Genomic DNA, 18350 nt, shown 5'->3' with positions numbered 1-18350 from the left:
CTTCCTCCTATTTATCTACCAGTTCAGTTTTAATCCATTTTTTTAAATTAGCGAAATCATCATAGAGAAGCACTTTTTCAACTTCTATTCTATCTAGTCTGCCTTGATAGTATTTACTAGATTCTATTTCTCTCTTTGTTGAAACACTATTCATTTTAATTATACCATTTTCATCTTTTATAAACTCTAAATCAAGAAAAACTTTTAGAATGAATTTAAGCATACTTGGTTGTATATTTAAAAATTGGCATAATTGCATGCCTTCTTTAGCTAAATCTGTTTCTTTTTTAGTTGCCAATGCTTTAAAGCATTTTTTAAATGTTTCCATTTTGGGCATACCTTCAAAATAAATTGAGCGTTCGTGATTAAGCACCAAGTATATTTGAGAAACATCAACTGTTTTAAGTGTTGTTTTTATAGCTTGAATTGAAGGTGGTAAATCTCTAAATACATATTTATCATATGATTGGTCAATTGTATCACCATAGTAGTAATAATTATCATCTAATTTTTCACTCTTGTTATGAATGAGATATGCAACGTTACTTGAGTCTTGTTCAAATCCACTCACTTTACTTTTGCTTCTATAATCTAAAATTTGTAAATTATTACTTGCTAAATCTTGAATCATAAATTGTGGAGATTGAAATCCGTTCCATTCATTTATTTGAAGTGTACCTATTACATTTATAGGTTGCTGTTCTCCTAGTTCTTTCACAAGATGACCATTCTGCCAAAAAATAGCTTGCAATTGGCTATCACCTAATACCATTTTCAAATGTTTTTTATCTTGACCAATGGCTTTAGCTTGATTGACTATGACGCCTTCTAATTCAAAACATGGGCTTGAAAAGTCAGTACCAAATGGTCTAAGTCTTTGAATATCTTGAATATTCTTGATTGTTATATCTGTTTCTGCTACTTTAACATCCACTTTTTTACGCGGTTCTAGTGATGTTGTTGATGCTAATTGTGCCATCCAATCATTTAAGCCTTGTCTTAAACTTTCGATATTTTCAATTGGCATTGTGATTCCAGCAGCCATATGATGCCCACCAAATTTTGAAATTAAATCTGAATGTGCATTTAAAATTTCAAACATTGAGACTTGTTCTATACTGCGTGCAGAACCTTTCGCATGATCTTGTGTTTCATCAATATTTAAAATCAATGTTGGTAAGCTATATGTTTCTACTATCTTAGATGCAACAATGCCAAGTACACCTTCATGCCAATCTGCCTGTGCTAAAAGTAAAAACTTTGTCCCTTGTTTGACTTGATCCTCAGCAGCAGCTAATGCCTCTTCTGTAATTTGGGCAACGATATCTTTTCGTTCTTGATTAAAGAATTCAACTTGTTCTGCTAAAAATTCTGCTTCTTCATCATTATCAGTCATCAATAACTCAGCAGCTAATGCTGCATCTTCGAGTCTACCTACCGCATTCAATCTTGGGCCAATAATAAATCCGATCGTTTCTTCCGTAATTACATCATTATAACCCGCTTGTTTAAGTATTGCCTTAATTGATGCTGGACAATGATCGTTTAGTATTTCTAAACCTTTTTGGACTAAAGCTCTGTTTTCATCAGTTAATGATACCAAATCGGCAACCGTTCCAATAGCAACTAATCCAAGAAAATAAGCTGGCGGTTCATCTAATAGATTTTGCGCTAATTTATATGCAACACCAGCCCCACATAAATATTTAAAGGGATAGTCAAACTCCGGATGCATTGGATGGACTATAGCAAACGCACTAGGCATTGTTCTACCAATTTCATGATGATCTGTAACAATAACATCGACACCTAAATCTTGAATCATCTGTATTTCATCATGTCCTTGTATACCGTTATCTACAGTTATTATTAAAGATATACCTTCCTCATGTGCATTTTTAAAAGCCATTTCATTGGGGCCGTACCCTTCTGAAAATCGATTGGGTATATACCAGCCAACATGCGCACCTAGCGCTTTTAATGTTTTTACTAATATTGTTGTTGATGTTACACCATCTGCATCGTAATCACCATAAACTAATATTTTTTGATTTTGATCGATGGCTAAATTAATACGTTCTATGGCTTTTTCCATATCGCTCATCAACCAAGCATCATGCATAACTTGTTTATTTTTTAATAATTGATCTATCGCTGCTTTATCGGTAATTTCTTTACTCTCTAATATTTTTTTTACAATAGGAGTTAGTTTTAAATCTAATGAAACATCCTCTGTAATTTCATTTTCTGGTGATTTAACGTCCCAAGTATATTTTGATTTAATCATACTATTCTCCCTCATTTCCACCAGTCATTATACAAAAGAAATCCAAAAATAAAAAGTGGTTCCATTTAAAAATAAAAATCAAATGCCTGAACAAAGATATACTTACTACCTTGATAAAAAAAACGACCTTCTACAATTTATGCAGAAAGCCGTTTCACTATAATTTCAATGACTGATTGTTTATACTAAAATCTTTTCATCATTTGATTTTTTCTCTTTATGAACAATGATTTTGTTATTGTCTGATTTCTTAAGCTGTCGTTTCTTCATAATACCCCATAGCGGTACTGCAATAAATACAGATGAGAATACGCCTGAAATTAATCCAATTAATAAAGCTAATGAGAAGTTAAAGATACTTGGCGCACCGAAAATCAACAATGCGATTACAACAATAACTACAGTTAGTACAGTATTAATAGAACGTGTCATTGTTTGACGTATAGATCTATTAACAATATCATCAATTTGTTCATTTTTAGTAATCACTTTTACTTTGTGTAAGTTTTCCCGTACCCTATCGAATGTAACAATCGTATCATTGATAGAATAACCAATTATTGTAAGAACTGCTGCGATAAACGTAATATCGATTTCTATTCTAAATAGACTGAAGACGGCAACTATCATAAAGGCATCATGTAGCAATGCAAGTACAGATGACAGACCCATTCGCCATTCGAATCTAAATGTAATATAAATGATGATACCAATTGCTGCGTAAATGAGTGCTAACATTGCATTTTTAGCTAATTCCTGTCCTATAACTGGTGATACAGTGTTCACAGTCGGTTTATTACCAAATGATTGGTCTACCGTATCTTGAATTTTAGAAACTTCGTCTTTAGACAAGTCATGCTTAAATTGTACTGTTGCGTTTTTATCATTTTCACCAAGAGAAACTTGATCCGGTTTAAAGCCTTTACTTTCTAAAGTATTTGTAACTTTATTCTCGTCGACTTTATTATTAGATTCAAAATCAACTCGAGTACCACTTGTAAAATCAATACCTAAATTTAATCTGAAAATAAATAATATGATAGCACCCACAACAATAATAAGCACGCTTAAACCTAATAAAGGTTTTGCTAATTTCATAAAATCAATGCGCTCGTATGGTGTTTTCAAGTCATGTATTTCTTTTTCTTCATTAGCGTTATGGATATTTTTCTTACTAACACCAAATAGCCAATTGGATTTCTTAAAGAAATTAGATGATATTAATAACGATAATAACCATCTTGATAAGAATACTGCCGTTACGAAAATCATTAGGATACCTAATAATAACATCGTTGCGAAACCTTTAACAGAACTTTCACCAAAGAAGAATAACACTGCTGCTGCAATGACTGTAGTCAGCTGTGCATCGACAATAGTTAAGAAAGAGCTCTTATTAGCTTTTTTATAGGCTTGTTTAAGCGTTCGCCCAATCTTCAATTCATCTTTGATCCGCTCATACATTATAATATTAGCATCGACTGCCATACCTACACCAAGTACTAACGCAGCTAATCCTGGCAATGTTAATACACCAGAAATAAAGTTAAACGCTACTAATGTTAAATAAATGTAAGTTGTTAAAGCGATAACTGCAACTAATCCCGGTAAACGATAGAAACCTAACATAAATAAGTAAATAACAGCAATACCAATTGCAGCCGCTAATACAGTTTTATCTAAAGCGTCTTGACCAAATTGTGCACCTACAGAATTTGAGTATATTTCTTTAAGGTCTACTGGTAATGAACCAGAATTTAATAAATCAGCGATTTGTTTTGCTTTCTCTACGCCTTCTTCACCATTGAAACCACCAGAAATTTCCACACTATCTGAGTTAATCGGTTTGTCTACAGACGCTGCAGAAACGTATTTAGGATCTTTTTTATCCATTTCTTTATGGTAAGTATCACCTTTTTCATGATCTAACCATACAACCATGACATTTTCATCTTTTTTAGAAATTTCTTCAGTTACTTTTTTAAATTTATCGCTATCTTTTAATTTAAAAGTAACTGCTGGTTGATTTGTATTTTGCTTAAATTCTTGTTTAGCTGACCCTTGTTGAATATCTTTACCTGTCAGTTTGACATTGTCATCAGCATCACGAATCGTTAAATTCGCTTGTGAAGATAAGATATCGCGGGCTTGAGATTGATTTTTCACACCTGCTAGCTGCACACGAATTCTATTATTATCTTCGACTTGTATTTTAGGCTCTGAAACCCCTAAGACATTGACACGGTTTTCAAGCGTCTTAGCTGTCGCTTTTACCGCTTTATCATCTATCTTATCGCCTTTTTGTAAAGGATCAACTTGATACAAGACTTCAAATCCACCTTGTAGGTCTAATCCAAGATTGACATCTTTAACTACGTTCTTATATGTAAGTCCCATGCCTGCAAACAACAGAACTACAAGTAATATGAACGCAACTATTCTACTACTTTTCTTCACTTGAACACCTCATTGTAAGCTTATGTTTTAAGAATACTCGCTTAAATTATATTAATGCAAGTTTAATGAAACTAGAAAATTTTACTCAACAACCTTATATATCTTAACATATTACAACGAGTGTAAAAACTAACTCAACTAAATTAACCTTGTATATTTCATTGTAACGATAGCAAAGCCCAGTTTTGACTAACATTCGTATAATGTTAAATATATGGTATTACATTAAATTATAACACTCTATAGCGTTAAAGGTCTTACTTGTCATTATAACTAGCTGAAGGTAACCTAATAACCAACATCATCTTATTATATATTAGATCAATTTGATTAAAAGATATAAAAAAAGAACTGATATAAACATATCAGTTCTAACATTTATTATGAAGGATCAACTTGTTTAATAGCTGGTTTTTCTAAAGTGATTTCAGTACCATTACCATTTAAAGTTAATACAACTGTTGTTTCGTCAACACTACGAACCGTACCTTTGATACCGCCGATTGTTGTAACACGTTGACCTGAGCTTACTTGACTAATCATTTCACGATGCTCTTTAGCCTTTTTTTGTTGTGGTCTAATTAAGAAGAACCACATTAATACTAATAATAATATTGGTAATATCAATGAAGTAAATTGCATTATTTTTCTCCCTTTTAAAAGTTTTTTGGGTTTTCAACATTAAGTCCATACTGTTCAAAGAATTCTTCTTTAAAATCTAGAAGGCGATCTTCACGAATTGCTTGTCGGATATTTTCCATTAATTTCAGCAAGAAATGTAAATTATGATAAGTAGTAAGACGTATTCCAAAAGTTTCTTCTGCTTTTATTAAATGTCTTATGTATGCCCTACTATAATTTTTACAAGTATAGCAATCGCAATTATCATCAAGTGGTCCCAAATCTTCAGCGTATTTGGCATTTTTAATGATTACACGACCATGAGAAGTCATACAAGTACCATTACGCGCTATACGTGTTGGTAATACACAGTCAAACATATCCATGCCTCTAATACTACATTCTATTAATGCGTCAGGCGAGCCAACACCCATTAAATAACGTGGTTTATCTTTGGGCATAAATTGTTCCGTATGGTGTACCATATCGTACATCACTGGTTTAGGTTCTCCTACAGACAATCCGCCAATCGCATATCCAGGAAAATCTAAAGCTACTAACTCCTCAGCGCTTTGCTTTCTAAGATCTTTATATTCTCCACCTTGTATGATACCAAACAAGGCTTGATCCTCTGGTCTCGAATGTGCTTTAAGACAGCGTTCTGCCCATCTTGTTGTTCTTTCAATCGAGTCTTTCACATATTTATATTCAGCTGGCATAGGTGGACATTCATCAAATGCCATCATGATATCTGAACCTAAGTCATTTTGGATCTGCATAGATTTTTCAGGACTTAAAAATAGTTTAGATCCATTTGTGTGATGGCGAAATTCTACACCTTCCTCAGTAATCTTTCTTAAATTACTTAAACTAAATACTTGGAAACCACCAGAATCTGTCAGTATTGGACCATTCCAGTTCATGAACTGATGTAATCCCCCACTCTTTCTGATAATATCATTTCCCGGTTGTAACCACAAATGATATGTATTACCTAGTATAATCTTAGTTTCCATTTGATGTAATTCTTCTGGACTCATTGTTTTTACGGTTGCTTTCGTTCCAACAGGCATAAACATTGGTGTTTCAAACGAACCATGAGGTGTATGAACGATACCTAGTCTTGCACCTGATTGTTTACAAGTTTTAATATGCTCATATGTAACAGCTGGCGTTGGCATATAAAATCCCCTTTCATTCCCTAAATAATTAACATTGCATCTCCAAAACTAAAAAATCTATATTCTGAAGCTACAGCTTGATTGTAAGCATTAATGATATAATCTCTAGAACTAAAAGCAGACACAAGCATAACGAGTGTTGATTTTGGTAAGTGGAAATTGGTAATTAATCCGTCAATTGCTTTAAAATTAAAGCCAGGGAGGATAAAAATATCTGTCCATCCACTTTTAGCGACAAATCTATCACTTGATTGCATAATTGTTTCTAAAGTTCTTGTAGAAGTCGTACCAACAGAAATAATTCGATTACCATTGTCTCTTGTACTATTTAAAAGGTTTGCTGTAGCTTCATCCATTTGATAATATTCACTATGCATTTCATGATCATCGATATTATCTACACTAACTGGTCTAAATGTTCCTAGACCTACATGTAATGTAATAAAAGCTATATTTACACCTTGAGCTTTAATACGTTCTAACAATTCATCTGTGAAATGCAATCCTGCAGTGGGTGCTGCTGCCGACCCTGATGCTTTAGCATATACAGTTTGATAACGTTCTTGATCATCTAACCGTTCTTTAATATATGGTGGCAATGGCATTTCACCTAGCTCATCCAAACGCTCTTGAAGGATACCATCATAGTGCAATCGCATGATACGACCACCTTGATCCAATTCTTCAATGCATTCGGCTATGATTTTCCCTTCACCAAAGGTCAATTTGTTACCAACCTTAATTCTTTTAGCTGGTTTTAATAATACTTCCCAATCATTGCCTTCGATTTGAGTAAGCATTAACATTTCTACCTTAGCACCTGTTTCTTCTTTCATTCCAAATAAACGTGCTGGCATAACCCTTGTATCATTTAATACAAGTGTATCCCCTTCATTAAGGTAATCTGTGACATCTTTAAAATGTTTATGTTCAATATTACCAGATTGTCTGCCAAGAATTAGCAATCTACTTTCATCTCTGTTCTTCAGAGGTGTTTGTGCAATTAATGCTTCAGGCAAGTGATAATCAAATGCTTCAATATCCAAACTTATTCCTTCTTTCCATTCTTCTTGCTAAAATGTTCAAATGCATAAGGTGTCGCTTTTCTACCTCTTGGTGTACGTTCTATAAATCCTTTTTGAATTAAAAATGGCTCGTAAACATCTTCGATAGTTACACGTTCTTCACCAATCGAAACTGCAATCGTATCTAAGCCAACAGGGCCACCTTTATATTGTTCTAAAATACAATTCATCATTTTATGATCAATATAATCTAAACCTTCATCATCAACTTGAAGTAATTGTAATGAAGCTCTTGTTGTGGCAATACTTATTAATTCATCTTCGTTGACTTGTTGGAAATCACGCACGCGTTTCAACAACCTATTTGCTACTCTTGGTGTACCACGACTACGTTTCGCTAACTCAATTGCACTTTCGTCGTCAATGGAAGTGCCTAAAACTTCTGCCGTACGTACGATGATTTCTTTTAATTCAAGCTCTTGGTAATACTCAAGTCTTAAATGTACACCAAATCTATCTCGTAATGGTGCAGTTAAGCTACCAGCTCTTGTTGTGGCACCAATTAGCGTGAAAGGCGGTAAGTCAATTCTAATACTCCGTGCTTCCTCACCTTTACCAATAACAATATCTAAAAAGAAATCCTCCATCGCCGGATACAATACTTCTTCAACAACGCTACTCAATCTATGAATTTCATCTATAAATAGCACATCTCCAGGTTGTAAACTTGAAAGAATTGCAGCCAAATCACCCGGCCGTTCTATAGAAGGGCCTGAAATGATTCTGATATTTACCTCCATTTCATTGGCTATAATATTTGATAATGTTGTTTTACCTAAACCAGGGGGACCAAATAATAAAACATGATCTAACGGTTCTTGTCGCATTTTGGCAGCTTTAATAAACACTTCTAAATTTGACTTAATCGTAGATTGTCCAATATATTGGCGTAGTTTCGTTGGTCTTAAAGATAACTCAAATGAAGATTCTTCATCATGCATAGATTGATCAACCATTCTATCATCCATTTTTTTACCCCCTTTTTAAATATAATTGTATATTTATGCTATAAGTAATTGTAAGCCTCGTTTAACCGCATCGTCTACTGAGTCAAATGTTTCTTTACTCAATGATTTTTCAACTTTTGTTAATTCTCGCTTAGAGTACCCTAAAGCTTCTAGAGCAAGCAAAGCTTCTTTAATAATCGGTGCATTAGCGTGGTCCTGAGTATCCATATTTAAAATTTGGCTACTGTCTACATCATTAATTTGGACCTTGCCTTTAAGATCCAATACAATTTGTCTCGCTGTTTTTTTGCCTATGCCAGGAAATTTTGTTAAGTAAGCATCATTTTCATTTTCAATTGCTATTTTGACATCGTTTGGTGAACTACTTGCGAGTATAGCCAATGCTGATTTAGGTCCGATGCCAGTTACCTTAATTAGGCTTAAAAACATATCTTTTTCTTCTTGATTTATAAAACCGTAAAGCAATTGTGCATCTTCTCGCACGATAAGTGATGTATGTACAACCACTTCATGGTCCATGTATTTCTGAAAACGATAAGAATTTGGCGTTTGTATTTCATAACCAACACCTGAAGCCTCAACAACTACGTGTGTAGGGTTTAATTCAGTTAATGTGCCTTTAATATATGCGTACATGAATACACTTCCTTATATAGTCATACTAATTAATTCCACTTTAGAAACATGATCAACGATTCTTAATGCTTCCATTACATCATCAATCTCTAAATCGGTACTTGTAGCATCCAATGAAAGTGTGATGGTTGCTCTACCTTCCATCGGTATACTTTGATGAATTGTCAAGACAGATAAATCTAAATTCGATAATGTATTCAGTACTTCTGCTAACATGCCTACAATATCATTTACGTATAATATCAACGTAAACTCTCTTGTTGATTCGATTTTTTCATCAATTGAAAATATCGTATCTCTGTATTTATAGAATGCACTTCTTGATAAATCAAATTGCTTAACAGCTTCAAATATGGACAGTGATGGATTATTTTTTAAGACTTCTTTTATCTTTAAAGTTTTCACAACAGATTCAGGTAATACATCCTCACGAATTAAGTAAAACTTTTTGTAATCTTTTTTGTCCATATTATGCACTCCTATTCAACAAATTCAAATTCTCCACCTAAAATTCTCACGATATCACCATTTCTACAACCACGTGCTCTTAAAGCATCATCAATACCCATTGAGCGCATTTGACGTGCGAAACGACGTACTGCTGGATCACTATTGAAATCAGTCATCTTGAACATTCTTTCAATTGCCTTACCACTAACAACGTATGCAGCATCATCATCTCTAGTAATAGTGAATTTATCTTGACTAGGCGTATGTTTATAAACAACTCTATTCACACCTAAATCTTCTTCCTCATCTTTACTGAAGTCAATGTCTTTAACTGCTTCTAATTTATCAGCAATCGCATAAAGTAATTCATCTATGTGGTCATGCTTAAATGTAGAAAGCGGTATAATGTGTACTGAATCGTCGTTTATTTCTTCTTTGAATAAAGCTAAATTATCTTCTGCATTCGGCATATCCATCTTATTTGCTACCACTATTTGTGGTCTTTCTTCTAAACGATGTTCATATGCGCTTAATTCTTCGTTAATTACTTTATAATCTTCATAGGGATCTCGTCCTTCAGAACCACTCATATCTATCATATGTACGATTACTTTAGTACGTTCAACATGTTTTAAAAATTGATGCCCTAATCCAACACCTTCGGAAGCACCTTCAATCAGACCTGGTAAGTCAGCCATAACAAAGCTTCTTTGATCTTTAGTAGATACTACACCTAAATTTGGTTTAATTGTAGTAAAGTGGTATGCTCCAATTTTAGGTTTAGCTTTAGAAACGATAGATAACAATGTTGATTTACCAACACTCGGAAAACCTACAAGTCCAACATCCGCAAGTAATTTCAACTCTAAGGTTACTTCAATTTCCTCGCCAGGTTCTCCGTTTTCACTAAAATCAGGCGCAGGGTTTCTTGGTGACGCAAATCGAGAGTTTCCGCGTCCTCCACGTCCCCCTTTAGCTACAACGGCACGTTGGCCATTTTCAACTAAATCTGCTAATACTTCTTCAGAATCTGCACTTTTAATAATAGTGCCTGGTGGTACCTTCAAGACAAGGTGTTCAGCGTTTTTACCGTGCATATTGCTGCTTTGACCACCGTCCCCTCTTTTAGCTTTGAAATGTGTTTGGTATCTAAAATCTAATAAAGTTCGTAAGCCTTCATCAACTTCAAATATAATAGACGCGCCATCTCCACCGTCACCACCGGCTGGCCCACCAAATGGTACATATTTTTCTCTGCGATAAGCTGTAATACCATTACCACCATCGCCTGCTTTAAGCGATATTTTAACTTGATCAACAAACATGATTTCACCTCTTTTTTTCAAATTTTAAACTTCTATATCTTTTTTATTATATCATTATCTCATTAACTAGAAAATAAAGACAAAAAATAAACACCAGAAGTGATCACTTCTGGTGTTAACGATGACAAAAATTACTCAGCTGCTGCGTATACAGAAACTTGTTTTTTGTCGCGACCTTTGCGTTCAAATTTAACAACGCCGTCGATTTTAGCGAATAATGTATCGTCGCCACCACGACCTACATTTTCACCAGGATAAATTTTAGTACCACGTTGGCGGAATAAAATAGAACCACCTGTAACGTATTGACCATCAGCACGTTTAGCTCCTAAACGTTTTGATTCTGAGTCACGACCGTTTTTTGTAGAACCAAGTCCTTTTTTAGATGAGAAAAATTGTAAGTTTAATTTTAACATATGCTTGCACCTCACTTATAATTTAGTCTAATATTTTCTTTATATTCCTCTTCAATTGTTTGCAATGATACGAGCATTGCTTGAAGAATTAATTGCGCTTGTTCATTTGTAGTGTCTACACTTCTAACGTGGAAATGTCCACCGTCATCATTGTAATCAATGTCGGGCTTCTCACTTGTTAATCCCATTATAGCATTAACACTTCCGAAGAGAACTGCGGATGCGCCTGCACAAACTATATCATGTCCATATTCGCCATGTTCTGCATGACCATCCATGATAACATCAGTTACTTGACCGGCATCGTTCAATGTAACATCAACAGTAATCATGATTACGCGTTGATTTTGTCGATTGTTAATTTAGTGTAAGGTTGACGATGACCTTTTTTACGTTTTGAGTCTTTACGACGTTTGTATGTGAATACAGTGATTTTTTTACCGCGACCTTGTTTTTGTACTGTAGCAGTAACTGAAGCACCTTCAACTGTTGGCACACCAACTTTAACTGCATCTCCACCTACAAATAATACTTTGTCAAAAGTAAATGAATCACCTTCGTTAACATCTAATTTCTCAACGAAGATTTCTTGTCCTTCTTCAACTTTAACTTGTTTTCCACCTGTTTCAATAATAGCAAACATACTTTGCACCTCCTAATAATTTAAGTCACGCCAAACTCAGGTGACATACATGTACTTTAACCTGAATCCGAGCGGTTGTATGTAGCTAAAAACTACTCAACTACTGCATTTTAGCATTACGATTACTTACTGTCAATCTTCATTTGTACTTTTCTGAAGAATTTAGTAATAATTGGATATAGTATCACTAATAAAATGAAATTTAATATTAGTGTTGGTATTAGTCTGAAAACAATAAAGTCTATAAAATTAAATGCAATTAAACCTAATATACTATAAATGATTGCAACGTATATTTCTAAGAATATCGTACTTAACCAAACCGTAATAAATAGCATCGTGTTATCTCTATAAAACGTTTTAAAGAAAAAGTCCATGATGACAACAAATAAAATGAAGCCAAATAAATATAATCCGTAAAAACTACCGAAATAAAGGTCCGTTACTATTCCAAATACAGCAGCTAAAATCATAGCAACACCAAAGCTTCTGTAAACACAAATTAATAGTAAATACATAAGCATCAAATGAGGTACAAAAACAATGTCCTTATCCCCTATTTGCATTGGAATGACTAACCCAATAACTGTGTCAATATAGAATAAAACTATACCGATTAGAAAGTAGTATAAAGCTCGCATTAATTATCCCCACTTCCATCGTCAGGTATCGTCTTAGGATCTCTTTTAGCTACATAAACATGGTTTAAGTCTGATAAATTAGCTGCCGTTTTAACTCGAACCTCTTTCGATAGCCCATACTCATCATTTTCAACTTTAGATACTTCTCCTATGTAAATACTGCTAGGTAGTTGATCCGCTAAACCACTCGTAACAACTTTATCTCCTTTTTTAATGCTATCTTTGTTATTAATATCAGTAATTACTAATTCTTCACTTTTCGAATCATAATGATCAATTAAACCAAAGACATTTTTACTATCGTGTTGGATATTTACTGATAATCGATTGGCACGTGTATTGGTTGAAATCAAATCAACCTGAGATGAAAATTGATTAACTTTAGAAATACGACCAACTAAGCCTTCTGATGTCATGACAGCCATATTATCTTGAATGCCATCTTTAGACCCTTGATTAATGATTAATGTATTCATCCACTGATCTGGATTCCTAGATAAAACCGTACTAGAGATGGGTTCAAACTTAGATATATCTTCAATATCCAATTCTTTTTTATACTTTTTATTTTCACTTTCTAATCTTTCATTTTCAGCTTCTAATTGCTTCAATTTTTTCGATTGCTCTTTTGAACCATCGTTTGAAAATAGATTATTAATTGATCCAGTCACAAATTGCACAGGATAACTTACCGCTTTTTGTCCAAACGCTACAGAATCCCCTACGTATTGTTCTACCGGTGATTGCGATTGCGAACGTAAAGACACGCCTATTAAGGCAATAAACACAATGATTGCACACAAAATAACAATCAATTTGTTGTTTTTAAAAAACTTTGACAACCTAAACACCTCTATTACACGACTATTTTATGTTCTTCTATCATTTTATATTACTCATAGTTTGAAATAAAGCACGAACCTCAATAATTTTCAAATCAGTTCTTTTTGTTTAGGTATTCTATTAATACAAACTTTAACAAACTACTTTTAATTAATATATAAGAGAACGATACATTGTATTATAACAATTTTCAACGTGAATAGTGTATTAAAATGATCGATATTAAATAAATAAAGTGCTAAGACGTATTATCTATATAAAACATAGTATAGTTACCCACTCATTGTTCAAATCTGAAACTACAATTCAAACAAATAAAAGTCGTTACATTATAATAAAATAAGCCTGAAACGTTTTGGTTTCAGACTTAATTACCTATGAACTAAATATTATGATTTATCTTCTTCTGAAGTTTCAGTGTTAGCGTTCTTTTCGGCTTCTTTTTCATCTTCTTTATATAATGTTTCTTCTTTTCTCCAACGTGCAAATAGATTTTGTGCTTTAGCTTGCTCATCTACTTTTTTATCATTAGATTTTTCTTCACTCATAATTAGACACCAACCTTTAACGTTTTTACTTATATAAGGCTAACGCATTTTAGCATAGAATTCAAACGCCTTACTCGTAGCTTGAAGGTGGTAATAGTTCTATATGTTCACCCAGTTGGTTTAAATCTTGCTCCATCTCTATTTCTGTTCTATATACTCTGATTGAATCTGAGCCAAATTTATAAATAATAAATTCATCTCCGCGCTGACCAGCTAAATAATCATCACTGTATCCCATCCTGTATATGCCAGATACAGACATGAATTCTTTTTTATCTATCCAATCAAAAACATTTTTAGTTTGGCTGAGTGGCACGTTATTCAATATATCATTATCTTTAACAGTATAACGTTGACCTCCAGCTAAATCTTTTTTCGTTTGCGTATGGTTTACAGATGGTTCATCGTTACTAACTGGATTCCATTGTTGGTCTTTTAAAAAAGGTGCATATTTAAGCGCAAAGAATACAATAATAACGATTGCTATAATTGCTACAATATTTTTAATGATGCTAAATATAAAACGCATGAACCATCCTCCTATTAAGTCATGTTAAATTATAAAATTTTACCCATAAAAAATCATCAGTCTGAAGTAGTATTTAAAAAGTTCCCCATAGATTGATGAATAGTCATTCAATTCATAGTACAATTAAAAGCAAAGGGAGTGAACATAGAATGAATATTTTATCTATAATCCTGCTTGCCCTCTTGGTTATACTATTATTTAGAGTAGGTTTATCTTTATTAAGAGTTTTAATATATATTGGAATCATTGTATTATGTATCTACTTAGGATATCAAGGAATTCTTTGGATCATGGATCATTTTAACTACTATTTCAACTTTATAAATTAAATTAATATTTATGAAATTGGAAAACAGTGAATAGATTCATTTGAGTAAGATGCATGTGAATAATCTGAGCCTGAGGCATGAATAGATGCCTCAGGCTTTTTTAATGCATAGTGATAAACATCTCTACGTTATAAAACTGTTTTTAACTCAAAATTAGCGATGGTTTTGTATGCGCTTTAGTTTATAGATGAACCGTAACATTGTCATCCATTCTTGAATTGGAGCATGAAATGATTAATCGAAATTTTGATTTTAGCTTTCTACATCAAATTATTTTTATAATGCATTCATGGTTAAAATTTAATCATACTTAATTCAGTCGTACATCAACTATTACTATATTTAAAAGAAACAACTTATTTTTTTACATTATTAGAAAGTATTTGATAAACATAATAACACGCGCTTAATAATAATGCCCATACGATTGATACAATGATTGCACTGATAACAGTATGCCATATCTCAATTTTCGCATGATTAAAGACAATAAATAAAATGGTTACTATTAAAACACTAATGATCGAGATGACAATTGTATTTATTGTCCGTTTCAAATTAATAGCTACTTTCTTTTTTGTCAGTTGCATTAAATATACAACTGGAATTAATAGCCCAATTAAAAATAAAATCCCCAAACATTCTCCCTCCTTAGTTAACTATTTCATTATACCTCATCTATTTTATAACAAAAAATTGAAATTAGACATTCTATTATATGTCAAAGTAACCTTCTTCAACCATACTTAAATATGTATGATCACCAATAATGACATGATCTAATAATTGTATGCCTAATATATCTCCACATTCTCGTAATCTATCTGTAGTTTTAATATCCTCTAGTGATGGTGTAGTATCGCCTGAAGGATGGTTATGAAGGACAATAATTGCATTACTTGCACATTTAACTGCTTCACTGTAGATTTCTCGAGGATGCACAATAGCACTATTCAATGTCCCCATAAAAATTGTTTTTTGCTTGATAATGATATTCTTAGAATTTAAAAATAACGCTATAAATTTTTCTTGAGTTAAATGTTCCATTTTCCCCATCATAAAGTCTGCTACATCTTTAGGGCTATTGATTTGAATTTTATCATCAACACTTCCAGAATGCATTCGTTCACCTAATTCAAAAGCAGCTTTTAAAGTGAGTGCTTTGTATAGTCCAACGCCTTTGATTTTATTTAAATCATTAATTGATAGATGCTTTAATTCTTTTAAATTCACAATAGATTTAAGTAATTCATTCGCAATATCTAAACTAGAATATCCTTTTCTACCAGTATTAATTAAAATTGCTAGTAATTCAGCATGTGATAGATGAGAGGCACCATAATTTAACATACGCTCCCTGGGTTTTTGATGATTTGCAAGATCATTTATTTTCATAAGAACTTCACTCCGTAGCTTATACTTTGTTGGAATATGATTGTGAGATTAAATGCAAGAAAGATAAAAGGAATCAGTGGTACACACTGTTTGGTATTTCTAAAAAATATGAAATGAAATAACGCAAATACGCCACCGATAATAAAAGTAAATAAAAAAAGGTATCTAAATAAAGAAAACGGCAGTGCTAATGCTAATACAGAGAAGACAAGAATGTCTCCGTATCCAATTGATTTATTACAAAAGAAATATATTAAATGAAGTAAACTACTTACGAGTAAAAAAGAAATGAAATGTATCGGTACTATAACACAAATACAAAATGTAAAAACAAACAGCATATGTAAGGGGATTGAAAAAGTAGCAATATCATAAAGTGCAAGCACAAGTAAGAATAAATAAATGAGTAAAAAAGTGGAATAATCTATGTTTAATAAAGTGTTATATTGTAGTACAAAAAATACTGGTAATAAAGCAAGACTTTCACCAACGAAATAACAACGATTGAGTTGTTTATTACAACATGTCGTTTTACCTCTTTGAAATAAAAAGCTAAATATCGGGATCATTTCATAAATTCGAAGTTGTCGATAACAATAATCGCAATGCGAACGGAATTTAAAGTAAGTCAAATCAAGCTTCTCTACAAAACTTAACTGATATAAATAACTAAATAAAATAGGGCAAATTAAAAACAATAGAAACACTTAAGCACCTCCTATCACTCATTATAACATAATTTATTTATTAAATAACAAAATTAACAAAAACAGATAATATTAATATAATATTAAATTTAAATTTATTTTTTGTTCTGAAATGAAAGTTATAATTAGCAATAGTTTGTATATACTCACTAAAATAAAGAAACAGCAATCAAATATAAATTTGATTGCTGTTTCTTTATTAATTCTAACTGAGACATTTTTAATGCATCATTAATCTTTTTGTATTTCTTCAACTGTTTCTTCTACTTCAGAACGTGATATTTTTTCACGTCCATTTTTCATCGCTTTAAGCGATTTATGTGCAAGTGCCAATGGTAAGCGACAAAATAATAATATTGTCTTTTTATTAATGTCTTTCATATAAGCATCAGCTTTAGCTAAATTATCTTGAGCATATTCGAACAAGTCATCTCTGTCCCAATCATCTGGAACAAAACTTACGCCTCGTTCTTCATAATCTTCATGTTGATTTCTCAGAATATTTACAGCTTGTAAACCTCGACCATATCCTATAGCTAAATCTCGGTCTGTTTTAACGCCAGCGCAAAGATCCCAAAGTTGTGAAAGCATCACACCAACAAGTCCTGCAACATAATATGTATAGTCATCTAAATCCGCTTTAGTATGGATATCCCAATTGGCTTTCGCCCATTTTGCCATACCATACGCCATCTCACTTGAAGCCTCTAATACAACAGCTCTCGTATGTTCTGGACAAGCATCTATCCATTCGCCTAATCGTATTGTAACTTCAGGCATGTCATTTTTAACAGGCGCTAAAATTTGTAAATATTTATCCTCGTCGAATGTTTCCTTAAATAATTCACTTATTTGCATGAGCATATTGTATTTCATATCGTTACTTAATGCTTCATGGTCTTCAATTTCATCTATTGCTCGTAATACGAGATACGCAGAAGCTACCGTATGCTTTAATTCTTTTTCTAAAAAAGTAATCGGTATATAAAAAGTTCGGCTTGTCTCTTTTAAAACTCGCATTGCATCTTTTGGGAATTTCTTGTCTGCCATTTTATTCTCATACCTCCCCTTTGTAAATACTATCATATAACACCAAATTTAAATAGGAAATATATGTTTCATTTTTAGACGAAATTCAATACGCTTAGCGCCCGTATACTACGTTGAATTTCTATCATAAATACATATTTTCTTCATAATAATATATTACCTCACACGTATATCATTGAAACTAAAACAACAACAGGCTGAAACATCAATGATGTCTCAGCCTGTTAATCTTAAAGTTA

General features: G+C 32.7%; 21 protein-coding genes and 1 other annotated feature. Of the genes, 1 reads left to right on the top strand and 20 read right to left on the bottom strand.

Translation table 11 applies throughout. The annotated features are described in order from the left end of the window. Positions 1–7: 7 nt before the first annotated feature. The 16 genes from recJ to ACP7BT_RS01025 all read right to left on the bottom strand — a co-directional run bounded on the left by recJ (position 8) and on the right by ACP7BT_RS01025 (position 14630). Positions 8–2287, bottom strand: a complete 2280-nt coding sequence (gene recJ / locus ACP7BT_RS01100) for a single-stranded-DNA-specific exonuclease RecJ (protein WP_069837975.1) — start codon at positions 2285–2287, stop codon at positions 8–10. Positions 2288–2467: 180 nt separating this feature from the next. After that, positions 2468–4744, bottom strand: a complete 2277-nt coding sequence (gene secDF / locus ACP7BT_RS01095) for a protein translocase subunit SecDF (protein ID WP_198065245.1) — start codon at positions 4742–4744, stop codon at positions 2468–2470. Positions 4745–5125: 381 nt separating this feature from the next. After that, a complete protein-coding gene (gene yajC, locus ACP7BT_RS01090) occupies positions 5126–5386 on the bottom strand; it encodes a preprotein translocase subunit YajC (RefSeq protein ID WP_011302951.1) in 261 nt (86 codons plus the stop codon). Between the two features lie 14 nt (positions 5387–5400). Then, complete coding sequence (gene tgt, locus ACP7BT_RS01085) at positions 5401–6546, bottom strand: tRNA guanosine(34) transglycosylase Tgt (protein ID WP_011302950.1); 1146 nt, start codon at positions 6544–6546, stop codon at positions 5401–5403. A gap of 20 nt (positions 6547–6566) precedes the next feature. Further along, positions 6567–7592, bottom strand: a complete 1026-nt coding sequence (queA, locus tag ACP7BT_RS01080) for a tRNA preQ1(34) S-adenosylmethionine ribosyltransferase-isomerase QueA (protein WP_368863836.1) — start codon at positions 7590–7592, stop codon at positions 6567–6569. Positions 7593–7594: 2 nt separating this feature from the next. After that, positions 7595–8599 (bottom strand): Holliday junction branch migration DNA helicase RuvB, encoded by a 1005-nt coding sequence (gene ruvB / locus ACP7BT_RS01075; RefSeq protein WP_002483095.1) that lies wholly within the window; start codon positions 8597–8599, stop codon positions 7595–7597. 33 nt (positions 8600–8632) lie between these two features. Next, the gene (gene ruvA, locus ACP7BT_RS01070; protein WP_041080565.1) at positions 8633–9235 is read right to left on the bottom strand and encodes a Holliday junction branch migration protein RuvA; all 603 of its coding nucleotides are present in this window, start codon (positions 9233–9235) and stop codon (positions 8633–8635) included. Between the two features lie 12 nt (positions 9236–9247). Continuing rightward, positions 9248–9703, bottom strand: a complete 456-nt coding sequence (locus ACP7BT_RS01065) for an ACT domain-containing protein (protein ID WP_075339793.1) — start codon at positions 9701–9703, stop codon at positions 9248–9250. 11 nt (positions 9704–9714) lie between these two features. Next, positions 9715–11010, bottom strand: a complete 1296-nt coding sequence (gene obgE / locus ACP7BT_RS01060) for a GTPase ObgE (RefSeq protein ID WP_037538322.1) — start codon at positions 11008–11010, stop codon at positions 9715–9717. A gap of 131 nt (positions 11011–11141) precedes the next feature. Further along, positions 11142–11426, bottom strand: a complete 285-nt coding sequence (rpmA, locus tag ACP7BT_RS01055; RefSeq protein WP_002483091.1) for a 50S ribosomal protein L27 — start codon at positions 11424–11426, stop codon at positions 11142–11144. An 11-nt stretch (positions 11427–11437) separates the two neighbouring features. Further along, positions 11438–11758 carry a ribosomal-processing cysteine protease Prp gene (locus tag ACP7BT_RS01050; RefSeq protein WP_002483090.1) on the bottom strand — a complete coding sequence of 107 codons (321 nt, stop codon included), beginning with the start codon at positions 11756–11758 and terminating at the stop codon, positions 11438–11440. A 2-nt stretch (positions 11759–11760) separates the two neighbouring features. Next, positions 11761–12069, bottom strand: a complete 309-nt coding sequence (gene rplU / locus ACP7BT_RS01045) for a 50S ribosomal protein L21 (protein WP_075339794.1) — start codon at positions 12067–12069, stop codon at positions 11761–11763. Between the two features lie 13 nt (positions 12070–12082). Next, positions 12083–12156: a sequence feature (ribosomal protein L21 leader region), on the bottom strand. A gap of 35 nt (positions 12157–12191) precedes the next feature. Next, on the bottom strand, positions 12192–12710 hold the full coding sequence (mreD, locus tag ACP7BT_RS01040) for a rod shape-determining protein MreD (RefSeq protein ID WP_002483088.1): 519 nt from the start codon (positions 12708–12710) through the stop codon (positions 12192–12194). Next, positions 12710–13552 carry a rod shape-determining protein MreC gene (gene mreC / locus ACP7BT_RS01035; RefSeq protein WP_037538318.1) on the bottom strand — a complete coding sequence of 281 codons (843 nt, stop codon included), beginning with the start codon at positions 13550–13552 and terminating at the stop codon, positions 12710–12712. The genes mreD and mreC overlap by 1 nt, the downstream gene beginning before the upstream one ends. Positions 13553–13942: 390 nt before the next feature. Then, the gene (locus tag ACP7BT_RS01030) at positions 13943–14101 is read right to left on the bottom strand and encodes a hypothetical protein (RefSeq protein ID WP_002483086.1); all 159 of its coding nucleotides are present in this window, start codon (positions 14099–14101) and stop codon (positions 13943–13945) included. Positions 14102–14171: 70 nt separating this feature from the next. After that, positions 14172–14630, bottom strand: a complete 459-nt coding sequence (locus ACP7BT_RS01025) for a DUF4930 family protein (RefSeq protein WP_011302941.1) — start codon at positions 14628–14630, stop codon at positions 14172–14174. Positions 14631–14779: 149 nt separating this feature from the next. On the opposite strand from ACP7BT_RS01025, the gene ACP7BT_RS01020 reads away from it, so the two are divergent. Next, positions 14780–14959 (top strand): hypothetical protein, encoded by a 180-nt coding sequence (locus tag ACP7BT_RS01020; RefSeq protein WP_011302940.1) that lies wholly within the window; start codon positions 14780–14782, stop codon positions 14957–14959. A gap of 356 nt (positions 14960–15315) precedes the next feature. Here the strand turns inward: ACP7BT_RS01020 and ACP7BT_RS01015 are convergent, their stop codons facing one another. The 4 genes from ACP7BT_RS01015 to ACP7BT_RS01000 all read right to left on the bottom strand — a co-directional run bounded on the left by ACP7BT_RS01015 (position 15316) and on the right by ACP7BT_RS01000 (position 18111). Next, the gene (locus tag ACP7BT_RS01015) at positions 15316–15597 is read right to left on the bottom strand and encodes a hypothetical protein (RefSeq protein ID WP_011302939.1); all 282 of its coding nucleotides are present in this window, start codon (positions 15595–15597) and stop codon (positions 15316–15318) included. A 76-nt stretch (positions 15598–15673) separates the two neighbouring features. Then, positions 15674–16354, bottom strand: coding sequence for a RadC family protein (gene radC, locus ACP7BT_RS01010; protein WP_041080563.1), 681 nt, complete (start codon positions 16352–16354; stop codon positions 15674–15676). Then, positions 16351–17061 carry a prepilin peptidase gene (locus tag ACP7BT_RS01005; protein ID WP_002483083.1) on the bottom strand — a complete coding sequence of 237 codons (711 nt, stop codon included), beginning with the start codon at positions 17059–17061 and terminating at the stop codon, positions 16351–16353. Before ACP7BT_RS01005 ends, radC begins: the two co-directional genes overlap by 4 nt. A 231-nt stretch (positions 17062–17292) precedes the next feature. Next, positions 17293–18111 carry a squalene/phytoene synthase family protein gene (locus ACP7BT_RS01000; RefSeq protein ID WP_002483082.1) on the bottom strand — a complete coding sequence of 273 codons (819 nt, stop codon included), beginning with the start codon at positions 18109–18111 and terminating at the stop codon, positions 17293–17295. Positions 18112–18350 lie beyond the last annotated feature (239 nt).

The organism is Staphylococcus sp. Y174-1 (genome assembly GCF_049897865.1).
Lineage (GTDB): Bacteria > Bacillota > Bacilli > Staphylococcales > Staphylococcaceae > Staphylococcus > Staphylococcus saprophyticus.
The sequence above is the reverse complement of the archived record's forward strand: the minus strand, read 5'-3'. Positions and strand labels throughout refer to the sequence as shown.

Coding starts and splice junctions, on each gene's coding strand:
- recJ (WP_069837975.1), bottom strand. CDS start 2,287: ATGATTAAATCAAAATATACTTGGGACGTTAAATCACCAGAAAATGAA.
- yajC (WP_011302951.1), bottom strand. CDS start 5,386: ATGCAATTTACTTCATTGATATTACCAATATTATTATTAGTATTAATG.
- tgt (WP_011302950.1), bottom strand. CDS start 6,546: ATGCCAACGCCAGCTGTTACATATGAGCATATTAAAACTTGTAAACAA.
- ruvB (WP_002483095.1), bottom strand. CDS start 8,599: ATGGATGATAGAATGGTTGATCAATCTATGCATGATGAAGAATCTTCA.
- ruvA (WP_041080565.1), bottom strand. CDS start 9,235: ATGTACGCATATATTAAAGGCACATTAACTGAATTAAACCCTACACAC.
- ACP7BT_RS01065 (WP_075339793.1), bottom strand. CDS start 9,703: ATGGACAAAAAAGATTACAAAAAGTTTTACTTAATTCGTGAGGATGTA.
- obgE (WP_037538322.1), bottom strand. CDS start 11,010: ATGTTTGTTGATCAAGTTAAAATATCGCTTAAAGCAGGCGATGGTGGT.
- rpmA (WP_002483091.1), bottom strand. CDS start 11,426: ATGTTAAAATTAAACTTACAATTTTTCTCATCTAAAAAAGGACTTGGT.
- ACP7BT_RS01050 (WP_002483090.1), bottom strand. CDS start 11,758: ATGATTACTGTTGATGTTACATTGAACGATGCCGGTCAAGTAACTGAT.
- rplU (WP_075339794.1), bottom strand. CDS start 12,069: ATGTTTGCTATTATTGAAACAGGTGGAAAACAAGTTAAAGTTGAAGAA.
- mreD (WP_002483088.1), bottom strand. CDS start 12,710: ATGCGAGCTTTATACTACTTTCTAATCGGTATAGTTTTATTCTATATT.
- ACP7BT_RS01030 (WP_002483086.1), bottom strand. CDS start 14,101: ATGAGTGAAGAAAAATCTAATGATAAAAAAGTAGATGAGCAAGCTAAA.
- ACP7BT_RS01025 (WP_011302941.1), bottom strand. CDS start 14,630: ATGCGTTTTATATTTAGCATCATTAAAAATATTGTAGCAATTATAGCA.
- ACP7BT_RS01020 (WP_011302940.1), top strand. CDS start 14,780: ATGAATATTTTATCTATAATCCTGCTTGCCCTCTTGGTTATACTATTA.
- radC (WP_041080563.1), bottom strand. CDS start 16,354: ATGAAAATAAATGATCTTGCAAATCATCAAAAACCCAGGGAGCGTATG.
- ACP7BT_RS01000 (WP_002483082.1), bottom strand. CDS start 18,111: ATGGCAGACAAGAAATTCCCAAAAGATGCAATGCGAGTTTTAAAAGAG.